The 21,779-nt window shown below is 73.7% G+C and carries 3 protein-coding genes; all 3 read right to left on the bottom strand.

Annotated elements, in window-relative coordinates; genetic code table 11:
• On the bottom strand, positions 1-1,474 hold a 1,474-nt coding region (locus tag ACWED2_RS20665), incomplete at its 3' end, for a type I polyketide synthase (protein ID WP_449692089.1).
• A gap of 36 nt (positions 1,475-1,510) precedes the next feature.
• Positions 1,511-6,730: a beta-ketoacyl synthase N-terminal-like domain-containing protein gene (locus ACWED2_RS20660; RefSeq protein ID WP_449692087.1), complete on the bottom strand. Its 5,220-nt coding sequence runs from the start codon at positions 6,728-6,730 to the stop codon at positions 1,511-1,513.
• 9 nt (positions 6,731-6,739) lie between these two features.
• Positions 6,740-21,760, bottom strand: a complete 15,021-nt coding sequence (locus tag ACWED2_RS20655; RefSeq protein ID WP_449692086.1) for an SDR family NAD(P)-dependent oxidoreductase — start codon at positions 21,758-21,760, stop codon at positions 6,740-6,742.
• Positions 21,761-21,779 lie beyond the last annotated feature (19 nt).

Here is a 21,779-nt window from a genome sequence, read left to right as displayed (position 1 = left end):
GTGCCGACACCACGATCGGCACCACAGCCGGTCGTGAGTGGTAATTCGGGTTAGAACCCGAATTACCACTCACGACAAGCCGCGGCAGACCTTCCTCGGGCGCTTCCTCCAGAATGAGGTGCGCGTTGGTCCCGCTGATGCCGAACGACGAGACCCCGGCCCGGCGCGGACGGCCGTCGCGCGGCCACTCCCGCGCCTCGGTCAGCAGCGAAACCGCGCCGGCCGACCAGTCGACCTCGGACGACGGCTGGTCGACGTGCAGGGTCGGGGGCAGCACGCCGTGCCGCAGCGCCTCGACCATCTTGATGACACTCGCCACGCCCGCCGCGGCTTGGGTGTGCCCGATGTTGGACTTGATCGACCCGAGCCACAACGGCGTCTCGCGGTCCTTGCCGTAGGTGGCCAGCAGGGCCTGCGCCTCGATCGGGTCGCCCAGCGTCGTGCCGGTGCCGTGGCCTTCGACGGCGTCCACATCGGACGGTGAAAGCCCGGCTTCGGCGAGGGCGGCGCGGATCACCCGCTGCTGGGACGGGCCGTTGGGCGCGGTCAGGCCGTTCGAAGCGCCGTCCTGATTCACCGCGATGCCGCGCAACACGGCCAGCACGCGATGCCCGCGCTCGCGGGCGACCGACAGCCGTTCCAGCGCGATGACGCCGACGCCCTCGGCCAGCCCCATCCCGTCGGCGCTGTCCGCGAAGGCCTTGCAGCGCCCGTCCCGGGCGAGCCCGCGCTGCCGGGAGAAGGACACGAACGAGCCCGGCTGCGCCATCACCATCGCGCCGCCGGCCAGTGCCATCGAGCACTCGCCGCGCCGCAGCGCCTGCGCGGCGAGGTGCATCGCCACCAGCGAAGACGAGCACCCGGTGTCGACGGTGACCGCCGGGCCTTCGAAGCCGAGGACGTACGACACCCGGCCTGACGCGATGCACGGCGCCGCGCCGGTGCCGACGAAGCCCTCCAGCTCCGGTGCGACCACCCCGCCGCCGGCGCCGTAGCCCATGCTCGCGACGCCGGTGAACACGCCGACGTCGCTGCCCTTCAGCGAAAGCGGGTCGGTGCCGGTGCGCTCGATGGCCTCCCACGACGTCTCCAGCAGCAGCCGCTGCTGCGGGTCCATCGCGACCGCCTCGCGCGGCGAGATCCCGAAGAAGCCCGCGTCGAAGAGCCCGGCGTCGTGGAGGAACCCGCCCTGGTCGGTGTAGGTCGTGCCCGGGCGGTCGGGGTCCGGGTCGACGAGCCCGTCGACGTCCCAGCCGCGGTCGCCGGGGAACGCGGTGACGGCGTCGGTCCCGTCGGCCACCAGCCGCCACAGGTCCTCGGGCGAGGCCACCCCGCCCGGGTACCGGCACGCCATGGCGACGATGGCGATCGGCTCCCGCGCCTGCTCTTCGGCCTCGCGCAGCCGCGTGCGGGCGTCGCGGGCGTCGGCGATGGCCCGCTTGAGGTAATCGCGGAGCTGTCCCTCGTCAGCCACTGAACTCAACTCCCAGGTGTCTCACGTGCTTGCTTTTCAGTCGAGCCCGTCGACGAGGGCGAAGAGCTCCTCGTCGCTGGCCGTTTCGAGATCGTCGGAGGTGCCCGGCCGGGCTTCGGCGGCCTTGAGCAGTTCCCGCAGCCGGACGGCGATCCGGTCGCCGTCCGGGGCGGCCGCGATGACGGCCTCCAACCCGGCGAGCCCGGCCAGCACCGCGTCGGCCGGGGACGCTTCCTCGACGGCGAGTTCCGTCCGCAGGTGCCGGGCCAGCGCCAGGGGGTTCGGGTGGTCGAAAACCAGCGTGGCGGGCAGTTTCAGGCCCGTCGTCTCGCGCAGCCGGTTGCGCAGCTCGACCGACGTCAGCGAGTCGAAGCCGGCGTCCTTGAACGCGGCGTCGGCGCGGACGCCGGAGCTGTCGGCGTGCCCGAGCACGACGGCGACCTGCCCCCGGACGACGTCGAGCAGCAGCGCTTCCTGTTCGGCCACGGTGCGCCCGGCCAGCTTGGCGGCCAGGCCACCGCCGTCGCCCGGTGCCGTGCGCGCCGCCTGCCGTCCCGCCCGGACCAGGCCGCGCAGCAGGGGCGGCACGGTGCCGCCGCCGGCCGCGTCGGCCCGCACTTCACGCAGGTCGAGCTCGATCGGCACCAGCAGCGCCTCGCCGGCGGACAGGGCGGCGTCGAACAGCTCCATGCCCTCGGCGGACCCGAGCGCCCGGACGCCGCCGCGGCCCTCGCGGCGGCTCATCCGGGCCAGGGTGAGGTCGTCGATGGTGTCCGCCATGCCGGTGAGCTGCTCCCACGGGCCCCAGGCCAGCGAAAGCCCGGGCAGGCCGGCGGCTCGGCGGGCGGCCATTAGGCCGTCGAGGAAGGCGTTGGCCGCCGCGTAGCCGCCGCTGCCCGCGCCCATGAAGATCGAGGAGGCGGACGAGTAGCCGATGAACGCGTCGAGGTCTCCGGTCAGCTCGTCGAGGTGGCGGACCGCGTCGACCTTGGGGGCGAACACCTTGGCCAGCCGGTCCCGGGTCAGTGCGCCGGTGACACCGGCGTCGAACACGCCCGCCGTGTGCACGACCGCGGTTACCGGGTGGCGCTCGAGCAGCGCGGCCACCTGGTCGCGGTCGGAGACGTCGCAGGCCACCACCGACACGGACGCGCCGTGCCCGGTCAGCTCGGTGACGAGGTCTTCGACGCCCTCGGCGTCCGGCCCGCGCCGGCTGGCCAGGACCAGGCGCCGGACGCCGTGCCGAGTGACCAGCGTGCGGGCGGCCAGCGCACCCAGTGTCCCGCCACCGGAGACGAGGACCGTCCCTTCCGGACGGAAGGTCAGGGGTGCCTCCGCCGGTTCGGTGACGCGGGCGAGCCGGGGCACCGAGAACGTCGTGCCGCGCAACGCGAGCTGTGGCTCGCCGGTCGCCAGCACGGCGTCCAGCGGGACCTCGCCGTCGGTGTCGAACAGGATCAGCCGGTCCGGGTTCTCCGCCTGCGCGGCCCGGACCAGACCCCACACCGCGGCCCCGGGCGGGTCGGTCACCTCGCGCACGGCGCCGCGGGTCACCACGACCAGCCGGGCGTCTTCCGCCGCCTCGGCAACGAACTTCTGCACGGCTTCCAGCACTCGGGCGGTCAGTTCCAGGGGCTCTCCGCCGACCGCTTCCAGCACCTCGACGTCGTCCACCGCCGCCGCACTGTCCACAGTGGGCAGTTCGGTCCAGTCCACCCGGTACAGCGAGCTGGTGCGGGCGGTGTCGAGCCGGTCGAGAGCGACCTCGCGCAGGATCAGCGAGTCCATGCTGAGCACCGGGGTGCCGGTCTCGTCGGCGGCCTCGACGGTCAGCGCGTCCGGACCGCCGGGGGCGACCCGGACCCGCAGGCCCGCAGCTCCGGCGGCGTGCAGCGCCAGCCGGTTCCACGAGAACGGCATCACGGACTTCCCGGGCGGCCCGGACGCGGCCGCGGCGATCGTCCCGGTCTGCAGGGCCGCGTCGAGCAAGGCGGGGTGCAGGCCGAACCGGGCGGCGTCGTCACGCCGGTCGTCGGGCAGGGCGACCTCGGCGAACACGTCGTCACCGCGTTGCCACACCGCCCGCACGCCCTGGAACACCGGCCCGTAGGCGTATCCGCGTTCGGCGAGGTCCTCGTAGAAGTCCCCGATCCCGACGCGCTGCGCCTCCGGCGGCGGCCACGCGGTGAAGTCGAACTTGCCGCCGGTGGCCGGCGTCGCCGAGACCGTGCCGGTCGCGTGCCGCGTCCACCCGTCGTCGCGCCGGGAGTGGATGTCGACCGTGCGGGAGCCGTTCTGGTCCGGTCCGCTCACCGTGACCTGGACGTTCACTCCCTGGGCGGGCACGACGAGCGGCGCCTCGGTGACGAGTTCGTCCAGGACCGGGCAACCGGCTTCGTCACCGGCCCGCACGGCCAGCTCGACCAGACCGGTGCCGGGGAAGAGCACCACCCCGCCGATCGTGTGGTCGGCCAGCCACGGGTGCGTCCGCAGCGACAGCCGCGAAGTGAACACCAGGCCGCCGGACTGCGGCAGCGGCACCATCGCGCCCAGCAGCGGGTGGTCCGCGCCGGCCAGGCCGAGCGCGGGCGCGTCGGCCGCGGCGGGCGGGCTGAGCCAGAAGTGCTGGTGGTCGAAGGCATACGTCGGCAGGTCCACCCGGGCGGGCGGCACCAGCGCCGCCCAGTCGACCTCGATCCCGCGGACGAACAGCTCCGCCATCGAAGTCAGCAGCCGCCGCAGGCCACCATCGTCCCGCCGCAGTGTCCCAACGGCGTCGGCGAGTTCGCTGATCGGCTGCACCAGCACCGGGTGGGCACTGACCTCGACGAACACGCCGTGGCCCTGCTCGATCAACGCCTCGACGGCCGAGCCGAACCCGACCTGGTTACGCAGGTTCCGGTACCAGTAGCCGCCGTCCAGGACACCGTCCTGCACCCAATCGCCAGTGACTGTCGAGAAGAACGGCACCACGGGTGCCTGCGCCTCGATCCCGGCCAGAGTCTCGGCCAGGGTGTCGCGGATGTCCTCGACGTGCCGGGTGTGGGACGCGTAATCCACCGCCACCCGCCGACCGCCGAGAGCCTCGACAGCCTCAGTGAGCGCCTCAGCGTCACCCGCAATCACCACCGACGACAGCCCATTCACCGCAGCGATCTCGACACGGCCCTCCCACGGCGCGAGCCGGGCAGCCACCTCGTCGTGGCCCAGCTGCACCGACGCCATCCCGCCGCGGCCCGACAACTGCGCCGCGATCGCCTGGCTCCGCAACGCGACCACCTTCGCCGCGTCGGTCAGCGACAACGCACCCGACACGCAGGCGGCCGCGATCTCGCCCTGCGAGTGCCCAAGCACCGCGTCCGGACGCACCCCCACGGACTCCCAGACCGCGGCCAGCCCCACCATCACCGCGAAGCAGGCGGGCTGCAGCACGTCGACGCGGTCCAGGTCGCCGTCACCGCTCAAGACGTCGAGCAGCGACCAGTCGGTCCACTGGTCCAGCGCGGCCGCGCACTCCTTGATCCGCTCGGCGAACACCGGCGAGGAATCCAGGAGCTCCCGGCCCATGCCGGCCCACTGCGTCCCCTGTCCCGGGAACACCCAGACGACCTTGCCCGGCTTGCCCGCCGTCCCGGTCATGACACCGGGCGCTGCCTCACCGCGGGCCAGGGCACCGAGGCCCGCGCGGGCTTCCTCGTCCGAACCGGCCACGACGACCGCGCGTTCCTCGAGCACCGCACGCCCGGACACCAGCGCCCCGGCGAGCTGCCCCAGGGGCACGTCCACCCCGGTCAGCCGTTCGGCCTGCCCGGCCAGGGATCCGGTGCTGCGCGCGGAAACCACCAGGGGGACGACGTCCGGGGACGACGGCACCGCGACCGCGGGCTCCTCGGGCGCTTCTTCGATGATCAGGTGCACGTTCGTGCCGCTGACGCCGAACGACGACACCCCGGCCCGGCGTGGCCGCGAGCCGCGCGGCCAGTCCCGGGCTTCCGTCAACAACGAGACCGCGCCTTCGGACCAGTCGACCTGCGCGGTGGGCTCGTCGACGTGCAGGGTCGGCGGCATGACGCCGTGCCGCAGCGCCTGGACGACCTTGATCACGCTCGCCACGCCCGCGGCCGCCTGGGTGTGCCCGATGTTCGACTTCAGCGAGCCGAGCCACAACGGCGTTTCCCGCTCCTGCCCGTAGGTGGCCAGCAGCGCCTGCGCCTCGATCGGATCGCCGAGGCTCGTCCCGGTCCCGTGCGCCTCGACGAGGTCCACATCGGACGGTCCGAGTCCGGCGTCGGCCAGCGCGGCACGGATGACGCGCTGCTGCGACGGCCCGTTCGGGGCGGTGAGGCCGTTGGACGCGCCGTCCTGGTTGACCGCACTGCCCCGCAGGACGGCCAGGACGTGGTGCCCGCGCTGCCGGGCGACCGACAGCCGTTCCAGCACGACGACGCTGATGCCTTCGGCGAGCACCATGCCGTCGGCACCCGAGGCGAACGCCTTGCACCGGCCGTCGGTGGCCAGCCCGCGCTGCCGGGAGAAGACGACGAACGAGTCGGGGCCCGACATCACCATCGCACCGCTCGCGAGGGCCATCGAGCAGTCGCCCTGCCGCAGGGCCTGCGCGGCGAGGTGCATCGCCACCAGTGACGAGGAGCACGCGGTGTCGATCGTGACGGCCGGGCCCTCGAACCCGAAGACGTAGGACACCCGGCCCGACGCCACGCTCGACGCCAGCCCGGTACCCGCGAAGCTCTGCATCTCCGGCCCGGCGAGCCCGCCGCCGTAGCTCGAGCCGCCGGCGCCGGTGAACACGCCGACGTCGGTGCCCTGCAACGACGTCGGGTCGAGGCCGACGCCTTCCAGTGCTTCCCAGGACGCTTCCAGGAGCAGCCGCTGCTGCGGGTCCATGGCCAGGGCCTCGCGCGGCGAGATCCCGAAGAAGCCGGGGTCGAACAGGGCCGCGTCGTGGAGGAAGCCGCCCTTGTCGGTGTACGACGTGCCCGCGTGGTCCGGGTCCGGGTCGAACAGGTTCTCCAGGTCCCAGCCGCGGTCGGCGGGGAATCCCGACACGGCGTCGCCGCCCTCGGCCACCAGCCGCCACAGGTCGTCCGGTCCGGCGACGCCCCCGGGCAGCCGGCAGGCCATGCCGACGATCGCGATCGGCTCGCGGGCGGCGTCGACCCGCTTCTTCAGCGTGCCGACTTCCTCGAGGGACTTCCGCAGCGCCTCGACGACCTTTTCATACGACGCACTCACCACTCGCCCCAATCACTCGTCGCCGAAAGCCAGTTGCACGAGGTCGTCGACACCGAGATCGGCGATCGACGGCTCTTCGGTCGCGGCGGACGCCAGCACGTGCCGCAGCCGGTCGTCGTCGTGGTGGCCGTTCCCGTTGCTCTCCGGGACCAGCCGGGCGCCGAGGAAACGCGCCACCGCCAAGGGGTTCGGGTAGTCGAAGACCAGGGTCGCGGGCAGCTTGAGCCCGGTCGCCTCGCGCAGCCGGTTGCGCAGCTCCACCGACGTCAGCGAGTCGAACCCGGTGTCCTTGAACGCGGTGTCCGGGCGGACCGCCTCCGGCCCGTCGTACCCGAGCACGACCGCGACCTGCCCGCGCACCAGCTCGACCAGCGCCGCCTCCCGCTCGGCCGGGGCGAGCCCGGCCAGCCCGCGGTCCACAGTGGACACCGAGCGGGCCTGGCTCCGGGCCGGCCGCACCAGGCCGCGGAACAGGACCGGTACCGTGGCCGCCCGCATCGCCGCCAGGTCGAGCTTGATCGGCACGAGCAGCGGCTCGGCCATCCGCAGCCCGAGGTCGAACAGCGCCAGGCCCTCTTCCCGGGTCAGTTCCAGGACGCCGTTGCGGCTCGCCCGTGCGTGGTCGACCTCGCTGAGGTGGGCGGCCATGCCGGCGCTGCGTTCCCAGAGGCCCCAGGCCAGGGAGAGGCCCGGCAGGCCCGCCGCCCGGCGACGAGCCATCGCCGCGTCCAGGTAGGCGTTCGCCGCCGCGTACGGGCCTTGGCCGCCGCCGCCCAGCACGCCCGCGACGGACGAGAACACGACGAACGCGCCGAGGTCCCGGTCTCGGGTCAGTTCGTCGAGGTGGCGGACCGCGTCGACCTTGGCCGCGTACACGTTCGCGAGCTGATCCGGCTTCAGCGCCTCGATCACGCCGTCCTCGAAGACGCCTGCGGTGTGCACCACCCCGGTCAGGTCCGGCAGGCCCGCGACCAGCGCGGCCACCTGGTCGCGGTCGGAGACGTCACAGGCCACGAAGGACACGTCCGCGTCGGCCAGGTCGGCGACCAGGTCCTTCGCGCCCTCGGCGTCCGCTCCCTGCCTGCTGGCCAAGACCAGTTTCCGCACGCCGTGCCGGGCGACCAGGTGCCGGGCGACGAGGGTGCCCAGCGATCCCGCGCCCGAGATCAGGACGGTCCCGTCCGGGTCGAACGCGGCGGGCGCGTCCGCGATCCGGGTGGCGCGGGCGAGCCGGGGCACGTGGCAGGTCGTGCCGCGGACCGCGAGCTGCGGCTCACCGGAGGCCAGTACCGCGCCCAGCGGGATCTCGCCGTCGTTGTCGAGCAGGACGAACCGGTCCGGGTGCTCCGCCTGCGCGGACCGGACCAGGCCCCACACCGCGGCCGCGGCCGGGTCGGTCAGCGTGTGGTCGCCCCCGGCGGGCACGGCCCCGCGCGTGACGACGACCAAGCGGTCCGCTTCGGGTTCCGCCAACCACGCCTGGAGCTTCTCCAGGACCCGCGTGGTCGCCGCCAGCGGGGAGCCGCCCGCGGCCACCTCCAGCACCTCCGTGTCCTCCGCGGTGGCCGTCTCCCCGCCCAGGGGGAATTCGGTCCAGTCGACGCGGAACATCGCGTCTTGGCCCGCGGCGCCCAGTTGCTCGGCCGAGACCGGCCGGGACACCAGCGAGTCCATGGTCAAGACCAGGCCGCCGGTCTCGTCGGCGGCCTCGACCGACAGCGCGTCCGAGCCACTCGGCGCGAGCCGGACTCGCAGCGCCGACGCGCCCGCGGCGTGCACGACCAGGCCGTTCCACGCGAACGCGAGCACCGGCTCGCCGGGTTCGCCGCCGACCGTGGCGGCCTGCAAAGCCGCGTCGAGCAGCGCCGGGTGGACGCCGAACCGGCCCGCGTCCTTGCGCAGGTCCTCGGGCAGGGCGACTTCGGCGAAGACGTCGCCGTCACGCCGCCACGCCGCCCGCAGGCCCTGGAACGCCGGTCCGTAGCCGTACCCGCGGTCGGCGAGGTCGGTGTAGAACGTCTCGACGTCGACGCGCTCGGCGTCCGCGGGCGGCCAGGCCTGGAAGTCGAAGGCGGTGTCCTGGCCCGGGGCCGTCGACAGCGCGCCGGTGGCATGGCGCGTCCACGTGCCGCCGTCACGCCGGGAGTAGACGTCCACCGTGCGCGAGCCGGTCTCGTCCGGGCCGCTCAGCGCGACCTGGACGCGGACCGCGCCTTCGGCGGGTACGACCAGCGGCGCCTCGATGATCAGCTCGTCGAGGGCGGTGCAGCCGGCTTCGTCGCCGGCCCGCACGACCAGTTCGGCCAGCCCCGAGCCCGGCAGGATCACCACGCCGCCGACCGCGTGGTCGGCGAGCCACGGGTGCGTCCGGACGGACAGCCGCGACGTGAACACCAGGCCATCGGACTGCGGCAGCTCGACGACCGCGCCCAGCAGCGGGTGGTCGGCGGCCGCCTGGCCCAGCGAGGCCGCGTCGGTCGCGGACCCGGCGGGCCGCAGCCAGTAGTGCCGGTGCTCGAAGGCGTACTTGGGCAGGTCGACCCGGCCCGTGTGCGGCAGGACCGCGGTCCAGTCGAGCGGGACACCCCGCACGAACAGCTCGGCCATCGAGGTCAGCAGGCGGCGGAGGCCACCGTCATCGCGCCGCAGCGACCCGGTCACGACGACGTCGTCGCTGAGTTCACTGAGCGGCTGGACCAGCACCGGGTGCGCGCTGACCTCGACGAACACGCCGTGGCCCTGGCGGACGAGCTCCGCCACCGCCGGACCGAACCCGACCCGGTTGCGCAGGTTCCGGTACCAGTAGCCGCCGTCGACGACCCCGGCTTCGGTGATCCAGTCGCCGGTGAGCGTGGAGAAGAACGGCACCGCCGGTGCCTGCGCCTCGATCCCGGCCAGGGTTTCGGCGAGGAGGTCCTCGATGGCTTCGACCTGGTTGGTGTGGGACCCGTAGTCCACGGCCACCCGCCGGACGCGGATTTCCTGACCGGACAACGCTTCGACGACCTCGTCGAGGGCCCCGGCTTCCCCGGCGATCACCACGGAGGTGGGGCTGTTGACCGCGGCCACCTGGACCCGGTCGGCCCAGGGCGCCAGCCACGCGGTCGCGTCTTCTTCGCTCAACGCGACCGAGGCCATGCCGCCACGGCCGGCCAGCCGGGAAGCGATCGCCTGGCTGCGCAACGCGACCACCTTGGCCGCGTCCTGCAGCGACAACGCGCCCGACACGCAAGCCGCGGCGATCTCGCCCTGGGAGTGGCCGACGACGGCGTCCGGCCGCACCCCCGCGGACTGCCACACCGCGGCCAGGCCGACCATCACGGCGAAGCTCGCGGGCTGCACGACGTCGACGCGGTCCAAGTCACCTTCGCCGCGCAGCACGTCCAGCAGCGACCAGTCGACCCACGGTTCCAGCGCGGCCGCGCATTCGGCGACCCGCGCGGCGAACACCGGCGACGCTTCGAGGAGCTCCCGACCCATGCCCACCCACTGCGAGCCCTGGCCCGGGAAGACCCAGGCGAGCTTGCCCGGCGAACCCGCCCGGCCGCTCACCACGGCGGCCGTGTCCTCCCCGCGAGCCAACGCTTCCAGGCCCGTCGTGGCCTCTTCGCGAGAACCCGCGACGACGACCGCGCGCTCGGTCAGCGCGGCCCGGTCGGTCACCAGCGCCCGGGCGACGCCCGCCAGCGGGACGTCACCCTCGACCAGCGAGGCGAGCCGCCCGGCCTGCCCGGCCAGGGAAGCCGTGCTCCGCGCGGTCACCACGAGCGGCACCCCGGCCGGTCGTGAGTGGTAATTAGGGTTAGAACCCGAATTACCACTCACGAGGTCTTGTGGCGGGGCCTCTTCCAGGATCAGGTGCGCGTTGGTGCCGCTGACGCCGAACGCGGACACCCCGGCCCGGCGCGGGCGGCCGTTGCGCGGCCACTCCCGCGCCTCGGTCAACAGCGAGACCGCGCCGGCGGACCAGTCGACCTCGGGAGTCGGTTTGTCGACGTGCAGCGTCGGAGGCAAGACTTCGTGGCGCAGTGCCTGGACCATCTTGATCACACCCGCGACCCCCGCGGCGGCCTGCGCGTGGCCGATGTTCGACTTCAGCGAGCCGAGCCACAACGGCGTCTCACGGTCCTTGCCGTAGGTGGCCAGCAGGGCCTGCGCCTCGATCGGGTCGCCCAGCGTGGTCCCGGTGCCGTGCGCCTCGACGGCGTCCACATCGGACGGTGCCAGCCCGGCACTCACCAGTGCCCGCCGGATCACCCGCTGCTGCGACGGCCCGTTCGGGGCGGTCAGGCCGTTCGAAGCGCCGTCCTGGTTGACCGCGCTGCCCCGCAGCACGGCCAGGATCCGGTGGCCGCGTTCGCGGGCGACCGACAGCCGCTCCAGCACGAGCACGCCGACGCCTTCGGCCCAGCCGGTGCCGTCGGCCGCGGCGGCGAAGGCCTTGCAGCGCCCGTCGACAGCGAGGCCGCGCTGGCGGGAGAACTCCACGAACGCGCCGGGGTTCGCCATCACGGTCGCACCGCCGGCCAGGGCCATCGAGCACTCGCCCTGCCGCAGCGACTGGGCGGCCAGGTGCATCGCGACCAGCGACGACGAGCACGCCGAGTCGATCGTCACCGCCGGGCCTTCGAAGCCGAACACGTACGACACGCGGCCGGAGGCCACGCTCGACGACCCGCCGGTGCCCGCGAAGCCCTCCAGCTCCGGGGTGACGACGCTGTCGCCGGGCGCGACATAGCCCTGGCCGAACATGCCGGTGAACACGCCGACGTCGTTGCCCTGCAACGAAAGCGGGTCGACGCCCGCGTCTTCCATCGCCTCCCAGGACGTCTCCAGCAGCAGCCGCTGCTGCGGGTCCATGGCGACGGCCTCGCGCGGCGAGATCCCGAAGAAGCCCGCGTCGAAGAGCCCGGCTTCGTGCAGGAATCCGCCGTGCCGGGTGTAGGTCTTGCCGGGGGTGGCCGGGTCCGGGTCGTACATGCTGTCGATGTCCCAGCCGCGGTCGGTGGGGAACTCCGACACCGCGTCCCGGCCTTCGGCGACGAGCCGCCAGAGGTCCTCGGGCCCGGCGACGCCGCCCGGCAGGCGGCAGGCCATGCCGACGATGGCGATCGGCTCGTCGAGGTCGGCCTTCGCGGCCGTCGTGACCACCGGCGTCTCCGCCGCGCCGCCGAGTTCCTCGCGCAGGAACTTGGCCAGGGCCTGGGGGTTCGGGTAGTCGAAGACCAGCGTCGCGGGCAGCTTCAGCCCGGTGGCGGTCCGCATCCGGTTGCGCAGCTCGACCGCGGTCAGCGAGTCGAAGCCGGCGTCCTTGAACGCGGTGTCCACGCGGACGGCGCTCGCGTCGGCGTGCCCGAGCACGGCCGCCACCTGCGCCCGGACCAGGTCCAGGAGCAGGGTGAGCTGGTCGGCCGGGGCGAGCCCGGCCAGCCGTCCGGCCAGCCCGCCGTCCACAGTAGACGCTGTGCGGGCCTGCGCTCGCCCGGCCCGGACCAGGCCGCGCAGCAGGTGCGGTACGGTCCCGCCGGCGCGGAGGTCCAGCTTGGCGGGCACCAGCAGCGACTCGCTCGAGCCGAGGGCGGCGTCGAACAGGTCCATGCCCTCGGCCTGCGTCATGATCTGCAGGCCGCCGCGGCGGCTCATCCGGGCGCGGGTGGCCTCGTCGGTGCCGGCCGCCATGCCGGTGCTCTGCTCCCACAGGCCCCACGCCAGCGAGAGGCCGGGCAGGCCCGCCGCCCGGCGATTCGCCATCAAGCCGTCCAGGAAGGCGTTCGCGGCGGCGTAGCTGCCGCTGCCCGCGCCCATGAACACGGCGGAAACCGAGGAATAGACGACGAACGCGTCGAGCTCCCGGTCGCGGGTGAGTTCGTCCAGGTGCCGGACCGCGTCGACCTTCGGGGCGAACACCCTGGCGAGCCGCTCGCGGTCCAGCGTCCCGATGACACCCGCGTCGAGGACGCCGGCGGTGTGCACCACGGCGGTCGGCCGGTGCTCATCGAGCAGCGCCGCCACCTGAGCGCGGTCGGAGACGTCACAGGCGACGACGGACACGTCCGCGGCCAGCTCGGCCACCAGGTCGGCCACGCCATCGGCGTCCCGGCCGCGCCGCGAAGCCAGGACGAGCTTCCGCACGCCGTGACGTTCGACCAGGCGGCGGGCCACCAGGCCGCCGAGCGCACCGGCGCCCGAGATCAACACGGTGCCGTCCGGGCGGAACACCGCCTCCCCGCTCTGCTCCGCGCGGGCGAGGCGGGGCGCGAAGTACCTGCCGCCGCGCACCGCGATCTCCGGCTCGTGATTCGCCAGGTCCGGGAGCTCGCCATCGGTGTCGATCAGGAAGATGCGGCCGGGGTTTTCCGCCTGCGCGGCCCGGACCAGACCCCACACCGCGGCCCCGGCGGGGTCGGTCACCTCGCGGACCGCGCCGCGGGTCACCACGACCAGCCGGGCGTCTTCCGCCGCGTCGGCGAGGAACCTCTGCACGGCCTCCAGCACCCGGGCGGTCAGGTCCAGGGGCTCCCCGCCGAAGGCTTCGAGCACCTCGACCTGCTCCGGTACCGCACTGTCCGCAATGGACACTTCGGTCCAGTCGACCCGGTACAGCGAGCCGGCGCGGGTCCGCCCGGCCGAGAGTTCCCGGCCCACCACCGGACCGGCGGTGACGACCAGGCCACCCGTTTCGTCGGCCGCTTCGAAGGACACGCCGGGCACCAGCCGCACCCGCAGCGCCGAGGCGCCCGCGGCGTGCAGGACCAGGCCGTGCCACTCCGCCGGCTGCTCGCCGTCCGCGAGGACCGGCTGCAGGGCCGCGTCCAGCAGCGCCGGGTGGATGCCGAACGCGCCGGTGTCCTCGGCCGAGGACACCTCGGCGAAGATCTCCTCGCCACGCCGCCAAAGGCCGTCGACCTGCTGCGCGCCGGCCGGCGGCCAGGCGGTGAAGTCGAACGGCTCGTGCGCCGGAGCCGTGGCCGAGAGGTGCCCGATGGCGTTCCGGGTCCAGTCTTCGTCGCCTTCGCGCTGCGAATACACCTCGACCGTGCGCTCGACGAGCACGACCTGCACGCGCAAGCCGCCGCTCTCGGGCAGGACCAGCGGAGATTCGACGGTCAAGTCGTCGACGACCGGGCACCCGGCTTCGTCCCCGGCCCGCACGGCCAGCTCCACCAGCACGGCAGTGGGGATACCGTCGGCCAGCCACGGGTGCGTCCGCACGGAAAGCCGCGAGGTGAAGACCAGGCCGCCGGACTGCGGCAGCGCCACGACCGCCCCCAGCAGCGGGTGGTCGGCCCCGGCCAGGCCGAGCGCGGGCGCGTCGGCCGCGGCGGGCGGGCTCAGCCAGAAGTGCTGGTGGTCGAAGGCATACGTCGGCAGGTCCACGCGCGCGGGCGGCACCAGCGCCGCCCAGTCGACCTCGATCCCGCGGACGAACAGCTCCGCCATCGAAGTCAGCAGCCGCCGCAGGCCACCGTCTTCCCGCCGCAGTGTCCCGACGGCGTCGGCGAGTTCGCTGATCGACTGCACCAGCACCGGGTGGGCACTGACCTCGACGAACACGCCATGCCCCTGCTCGATCAATGTCTCCACCGCCGAGCCGAAGCGGACCTGGTTACGCAGGTTCCGGTACCAGTAGCCCCCGTCCACGACCCCGGCTTCGGTGATCCACTCACCCGTGACCGTCGAGAAGAACGGCACCACCGGCGCCTGCGCCTCGATCCCGGCCAAGGTCTCGGCGAGCGTGCCCTCGATGTCTTCCACATGCCGGGTGTGAGACGCGTAATCCACCGCCACCCGCCGACCGCCGAGAACTTCGACAGCCTCGGCGAGCGCCTCAGCGTCACCCGCAATCACCACCGACGACGGCCCATTCACCGCAGCGATCTCGACGCGCCCCTCCCACGGCGCGAGCCGGGCAGCCACCTCGTCGCGGCCCAGCTGCACCGACGCCATGCCCCCGCGACCGGACAGCTCCGCCGCGATCGCCTGGCTCCGCAACGCAACCACCTTCGCCGCGTCGGTCAGCGACAGCGCACCCGACACACAGGCCGCGGCGATCTCGCCCTGCGAGTGCCCCACGACGGCGTCCGGCCGCACCCCCACGGACTCCCAGACCGCGGCCAAGCCCACCATCACCGCGAAACACGCCGGCTGCAGCACCTCGACCCGATCCAGGTCACCCTCGCCACGCAGGACGTCCAGTAGGGACCAGTCGATCCACGGCTCCAGCGCGGCCGCGCACTCGGCGATCCGCGCGGCGAACACCGAGGACGCTTCCAGGAGCTCCCGGCCCATGCCGGCCCACTGCGTGCCCTGGCCCGGGAACACCCACACGACCTTGCCCGGCATCCCGGCGGTGCCGGTCACCAGCCCGGGCGCGCTCTCGCCGCGAGCCAGCGCGGTCAGTCCCGCGCGGGCCTCCTCGGCGGAGCCGGCCATGACGACGGCCCGGTCGGTCAGCGTCGCCCGGGTCGACAGCAGGGCGCCCGCCACGCGGGTCAGCGAGACGTCCTCGTCGAGGAAGTCCGCCAGCCGCCCGGCCTGGCCCGCGAGGGAACCGGCACTGCGCGCGGAGACCACCACGGGCACCACGCCGCCGGGCACGTCCGTCTCGGCGGTGTCGTCGGCGGGTGCCTCTTCGAGGATCAGGTGCGCGTTGGTGCCGCTGATGCCGAACGACGAGACGCCGGCCCGGCGCGGGTGGCCGTTGCGGGCCCACTCGCGGCCCTCGGTCAGCAGCTCGACCGCGCCCGCGGACCAGTCCACCTGCTTGGTGGGTTCCTGGGCGTGGAGGGTCGGCGGCAGGGCGTCGTGCCGCAGCGCCTGGACCATCTTGATCACGGCGGCCACGCCCGCGGCGGCCTGGGTGTGGCCGATGTTCGACTTCAGCGAACCCAGCCACAACGGCGTCTCACGGTTCTTGCCGTAGGTGGCCAGCAGCGCCTGGGCCTCGATCGGGTCACCGAGCGCGGTGCCGGTGCCGTGCGCCTCGACGGCGTCTACTTCGGACGGTGCCAGTCCGGCGGCCGCCAGCGCACTGCGGATCACCCGCTGCTGCGAAGGACCGTTCGGGGCGGTCAGGCCGTTGGACGCGCCGTCCTGGTTGACCGCGCTGCCGCGCAGCACGGCGAGCACCTTGTGCCCGCGTTCGCGGGCCACCGAAAGCCGTTCGAGGACGACGATGCCGACACCCTCGGACAGGACGGTCCCGTCCGCGCCGTCGGCGAACGCCTTGACCCGGCCGTCCTCGGCCATGCCGCGCTGCCGCGACATACCGATCACGCCGATCGGCGAGCCCATCACGGCGACACCGCCGGCCAGGGCCATCGTGCATTCGCCCTGCCGGAGTGCTTGCGCGGCCAGGTGGATCGCCACGAGCGACGACGAGCACGCCGTGTCCACGGTGACCGCCGGGCCCTCGAACCCGAAGGTGTAGGACACCCGGCCCGAGGCCACGCTGCCCGCGGTGGCCGTGGTGACGAACCCTTCGAGTTCCGCGGGCATGTTGCTCAGGGACTCGAGGTAGTCGTGGATGGAGACGCCGGAGAAGACGCCGACAGCGTCACCGCGAGCCTTCGTCGGGTCGATGCCCGCGCGCTCCAGGGCTTCCCAGGACGCTTCGAGCAGCAGCCGCTGCTGCGGGTCCATGGCCAGGGCTTCCCGCGGCGAGATGCCGAAGAAGCCTGGGTCGAACAGCGCGGCTTCGTGCAGGAAGCCGCCCTGGCGGATGTACGCCGTGCCCGGGCGTTCCGGGTCGGAGTCGAACAGGCCGTCGAGGTCCCAGCCGCGGTCCTCGGGGAAGGCCGACATGCCGTCGCGGCCTTCGGCGACCATCCGCCACAGGTCGTCCGGGCTCAGCACGCCACCGGGCAGGCGGCAGGCCATGCCGACGATGGCGATCGGCTCGTCCGCGTCCGCTTTGGTGGTCACCGGCGTGGCCGCCGCGCCCGCGACCGTCTCGCCCAGCTCCTCGCGCAGGTGGCGGGCGAGCGCCACCGGTGTCGGGTAGTCGAAGACGAGCGTGGCGGGCAGCTTGACGCCCGTCGCCGCGCTGAGCCGGTTGCGGAGTTCGACCGCGGTCAGCGAATCGAAGCCGAGGTCGCTGAACCCCTTGGTGCCCTGGGCCAGCTCGGGGGCGGTGAAGCCGAGCACCGCGGCTGCCTCGGCCTGGACGATGCCCAGCAGGACGCCTTCCTGCTCTTCGGCGGGCCGTCCGGCGAGCTTGCCGACCAGGCCGCCCGCGCCGCTCGCGGCGGCCGTCCGGGTGACCCGGCGGCTCGCGCGGATCAGGCCGCGCAGCAGGTGCGGGACTTCCCCGGCGCTGCGCAAGGTCTTCAAGTCGAGCTTGATCGGCACCAGCAGCGCCTGCTCGGCGTGCAGGCCGATGTCGAAGATGTCGAGGGCCTCGGCGGGCGTCATGGCCAGCACGCCGCCGCGGCTCATCCGGGCCTGGTCGGTGGCGCTGAGGTGGGCGGTCAGGCCGTCGGCCTGCTCCCACAGGCCCCACGCCAGCGACACGCCCGGCAGGCCCGCCGCGCGCCGGGCGGCCATCAGGCCGTCGAGGAAGGCGTTGGCCGCCGCGTAGTTGCCCTGGCCGGCCGAGCCCATGAGCGCGGCCGCGGACGAGAACACGACGAACGCGTCGAGATCGCTGTCCCGGGTCAGTTCGTCGAGGTGCTGAACGGCGTCGACCTTGGGCGCGAACACCCCGGCCAGCCGCTCCCGGGTCAGTGCCCCGATGACGCCGTCGTCGAGCACGCCCGCCAGGTGCACGATGCCGGTCGGGCGGTGGTCGGCCAGCAGCGCGGCCACCTGCTCGCGGTCGGAGACGTCGCAGGCCACCACGGACACCGTCGCGCCCTGCTCGGCCAGTTCCGCGAGGAGGTCGTCCGCGGCCACGCCTCGACGACTCGCGAGCACCAGGCGCCGGACGCCGTGCCGGGCGACCAGGTGCCGGGCAACGATCCCACCCAGGGAGCCGGTGCCGCCGGTGAGCAGCACCGTCCCTTCCGGACTGAACACCCCGTCCGCCGCTTCGCCGGTGGCACGGGCCAGCCGCGGGACGGAGAAAGCACCACCGCGCACGGCGATCTGCGGCTCACCACTGCCCAGCAGAGCACCCAGCGGCAGGTCACCGTCGGTGTCCGCCAAGACGATCCGGCCCGGGTTCTCCGCCTGGGCCGCTCGCACCAGGCCCCACACGGCGGCCCCGGCCGGGTCGGTCACCTCGCGGACCGCGCCGCGGGTCACCACGACCAGCCGGACTTCCTCGGCCGCGTCGGCCAAGAACGTCTGCACGGACTCCAGGACCCGGCTGGTCAGCTCCAGCGGCTCCCCGCCGACGGCTTCGAGCACCTCGACGTGGTCCGTGGCCACGCTTTCGGCCGCGGGCAGTTCGACCCAGTCGACCTGGAACAGCGAGTCGCGTTCCTCGCCCGCCGCCGTCTCCAGCTGCGCGGCCGAGACCTCGCGGGACACCAGCGAGTCCATGGTGACGACCAGGCCACCGGTCTCGTCGGCGGCCTGGAACATCAGCGCGTCCGGCCCGCCTGGCGCGACCCGCACCCGCAGCGCCGAGGCGCCGACGGTGTGCAGGACCAGGCCGTTCCAGGCGAACGGCAGCACGTTGCGGTCGTCGCCGGGGTTGGCGAAGGCGTTGGTGTGCAAGGCCGCGTCCAGCAGCGCGGGGTGGAGGCCGAACTTGCCGGCGTCGTCCTGGAAGTCGTCGGGCAGCGCGACCTCGGCGAAGACCTCGTCGCCGCGGCGCCAGACCGCCCGCATGCCCTGGAACGCGCCGCTGTAGGCGTAGCCGCGCTCGGTGAGGTCGGCGTAGAAGGTTTCGACGTCGATCGGCTCCGCCCCGGCGGGCGGCCAGGCGGCGAAGTCGAAGCGGTCCGGTTCCCCGGACGTCGACGAGCCGAGCAGGCCGGTCGCGTGCCGGATCCAGTCGTCGCCGTCTTCCCGCATGGAGAAGACGTCCACCGCGCGCGAGCCGGTTTCGTTCGGCCCGCTCACCGCGACCTGCACGCGGACCCCGCCGCGCTCGCCCAGCACCAGCGGCGCCTCGATGACGAGCTCCTCGAGGACGCCGAAGCCGAGCTCGTCCCCGGCGCGCAGCGCGAGGTCGACGTACACCGTGCCGGGGATGAGCACGACCCCGCCGATCGCGTGCCCGGCCAGCCACGGGTGCGTCTTCAGCGACAGCCGCGAGGTGAAGACCAGGCCGTCGGACTGCGGCAGCGGAACGACCGCGCCGAGCAGCGGGTGGTCGGCGCCGACCAGGCCGAGCGACCCGGCGTCGGTCGCGGACCCGCCCAGCTGCAGCCAGTAGTGCTGGTGGTCGAAGGCGTACGTCGGCAGCTCGACGCGCCGGAACGGCGGCAGCAGGCCGGTCCAGTCCACGGTCACGCCGCGCACGAACAGCTCGGCCGCGGAGGCCAGCAGCCGACGGAGGCCACCCTCCTCGCGCCGCAGCGTCCCGGTCACCACGGCGTCGTCGACGAGCTCGTTGATCGGCTGGACCAGCACGGGGTGGGCGCTGACCTCGACGAACACCCGGTGGCCCTGCTCGATCAGCTCGGCCACGGCCGGGCCGAACCGGACCTGCCGACGCAGGTTGCGGTACCAGTAGCCGCCGTCGAGGACGCCGGCGTCTTCCACCCACTCGCCGGTGACGGTCGAGTAGAACGGCACTTCCGGGGCCTGCGCGCGGATCCCGCCGAGCATCTCGGCCAGTGCGTCACGCGCGGCTTCGACGTGCCGGGTGTGGGAGGCGTAGTCCACCGCCACCCGCCGGATCCGGACGCCTTGGTCGTCGAGCGCGTCGAGGGCTTCGTCCAGGGCCTCGGCGTCCCCGGCGATGACCACGGACGTCGGCCCGTTGACGGCCGCGACCTCCACGCGGCCCGCCCACGCCTCGATCCGCGCGGCCGCGTCTTCTTCGCTCAACGCGACCGAGGCCATGCCGCCGCGGCCGGCCAGCGAGGCGGCGATCGCCTGGCTGCGCAACGCAACCACCTTCGCCGCGTCGTCCAGGGACAGCGCGCCCGACACGCAGGCGGCCGCGATCTCGCCTTGCGAGTGGCCCACGACGGCCTCGGGTTCGACGCCGAGCGAAGCCCACACCGCCGCGAGCCCGACCATCACGGCGAAGCTCGCGGGCTGCACGACGTCGACCCGGTGCAGCAGGTCGGCGTCGCCGCGCAGGACGTCGGTCAGCGACCAGTCGACCCACCGCCCGAGCGCGGCCTCGCACTCGGCGATCCGCGCGGCGAACACCGCCGAGGATTCGAGGAGCTCGCGGCCCATCCCGGCCCACTGCGTCCCCTGCCCCGGGAACACCCAGACGACCTTGCCCGGGGCGCCCGAGCCGCGGCCGGTGAGCAGGCCGGGCGCGCTTTCGCCACGGGCCAGCGCCTGCAGCCCGGTCACGGCCTCTTCGTGCGAACCGGCCACGACGACCGCGCGCTCGCTGAGCATCGCGCGGCCGGACACGAGCGTCCCGGCCATGTCCGCCAGGGAGACGTCACCGACCTCCGCCAGCCGCCCGGCCTGGGCGGCCAGCGAAGCGGCGGTGGCCGCCGACACGACCAGCGGCACCACACCCGGTCGTGAGTGGTATTTAGGGTTAGAACCCTCAATACCACTCACGAGGTCTTCGGGGGCTTCCTCCAGGATCATGTGCGCGTTGGTGCCGCTGGCGCCGAACGCGGAGATCGCGCCGCGGCGCGGGTGGCCGTTGCGCGGCCACTCGCGGCCCTCGGTCAGCAGCTCGATCGAGCCGGCCGACCAGTCGACCTGCGGTGTCGGCGCGTCGACGTGCTGGGTGGCGGGGAGCTGCCCGTGCCGCAGCGACTGGACCATCTTGATCACCCCGGCCACGCCGGACGCCGCCTGCGTGTGGCCGACGACGGACTTGACCGAGCCCAGCCACAACGGCCGGTCCCGGCCCTGGCCGTAGGTGGCCAGCAGGGCCTGGACCTCGATCGGGTCGCCGAGGACCGTGCCGGTGCCGTGCCCCTCCACGGTGTCCACATCGGACGGTGAGAGCCCGGCGCTCGTGAGGGCCTTGCGGATGACCCGCTGCTGCGCGGGGCCGTTCGGCGCCGTGAGGCCGTTCGAAGCACCGTCCTGGTTGACCGCGCTGCCCCGGATGACGGCGAGGACCTGGTGCCCACGCTCACGAGCCACGGAGAGCTTCTCCAGCAGCAGGACGCCGACACCCTCGGCCCAGCCGGAGCCGTCGGCGGCCGCGGCGTAGGACTTGCAGCGCCCGTCGAAGGCCAGCGCCCGCTGCCGCGCGAAGCCGACGAACCCGCCGGGCGTCGCCATCACGGTCGAGCCACCGGCCAGGGCCATCGAGCACTCGCCACGGCGAAGGGCTTGCGCGGCAAGGTGAATCGCCACCAGCGACGACGAGCACATGGTGTCGACCGTGACGGCGGGGCCTTCCAGGCCGAGCGTGTAGGCGACCCGCCCGGAGGCGACACCGCCCGCGGTGCCCAGGGCGCGCTCCAAGCTCATGAAGCCCTCAAAGCCGCTGAGGTCCGGGGCGTAGTCCTGGTGCACGACCCCGGCGTAGACGCCGATGTCGCTGCCGCGCACCGAATGCGGGTCGATGCCCGCGCGTTCGAGGGTCTCCCAGGACACTTCCAGGAGCTGCCGCTGCTGCGGGTCCATGGCCAGCGCCTCACGCGGCGAGATGCCGAAAAAGCCGGCGTCGAACCGGGCCGCGTCCTGCAGGAAGGCGCCCTCCCGCACGTACGTCGTCCCGGGGTTGTCGGGGTCCGGGTGGTAGAGGCCCTCGACGTCCCAGCCGCGGTCGGCGGGGAAACCGGTGTAGACGTCGGCGCCGTCCGACACCACGCGCCAGAAGTCCTCCGGGCCGCGGATCCCGCCGGCGTAGCGGCAGGCCATGGAGACGATCGCGACGGGCTCCGCGGCGGCCGCGGCGAGGGCGGCGTTCTCCTGCTGGAGGCGGACGTTCTCCTTCAGCGAGGCGCGCAGTGCGTCAACGATCTGCTCGTTCGGCGCGGACATGTTCTTCCTCCACGATTCG

The organism is Amycolatopsis sp. NPDC005003, assembly GCF_053600695.1.
The sequence above is the reverse complement of the archived record's forward strand: the minus strand, read 5'-3'. Positions and strand labels throughout refer to the sequence as shown.

Bases quoted from the DNA above. Each gene is read 5' to 3' on its own strand.
- ACWED2_RS20655 (WP_449692086.1), bottom strand. From the start codon at position 21,760: ATGTCCGCGCCGAACGAGCAGATCGTTGACGCACTGCGCGCCTCGCTG.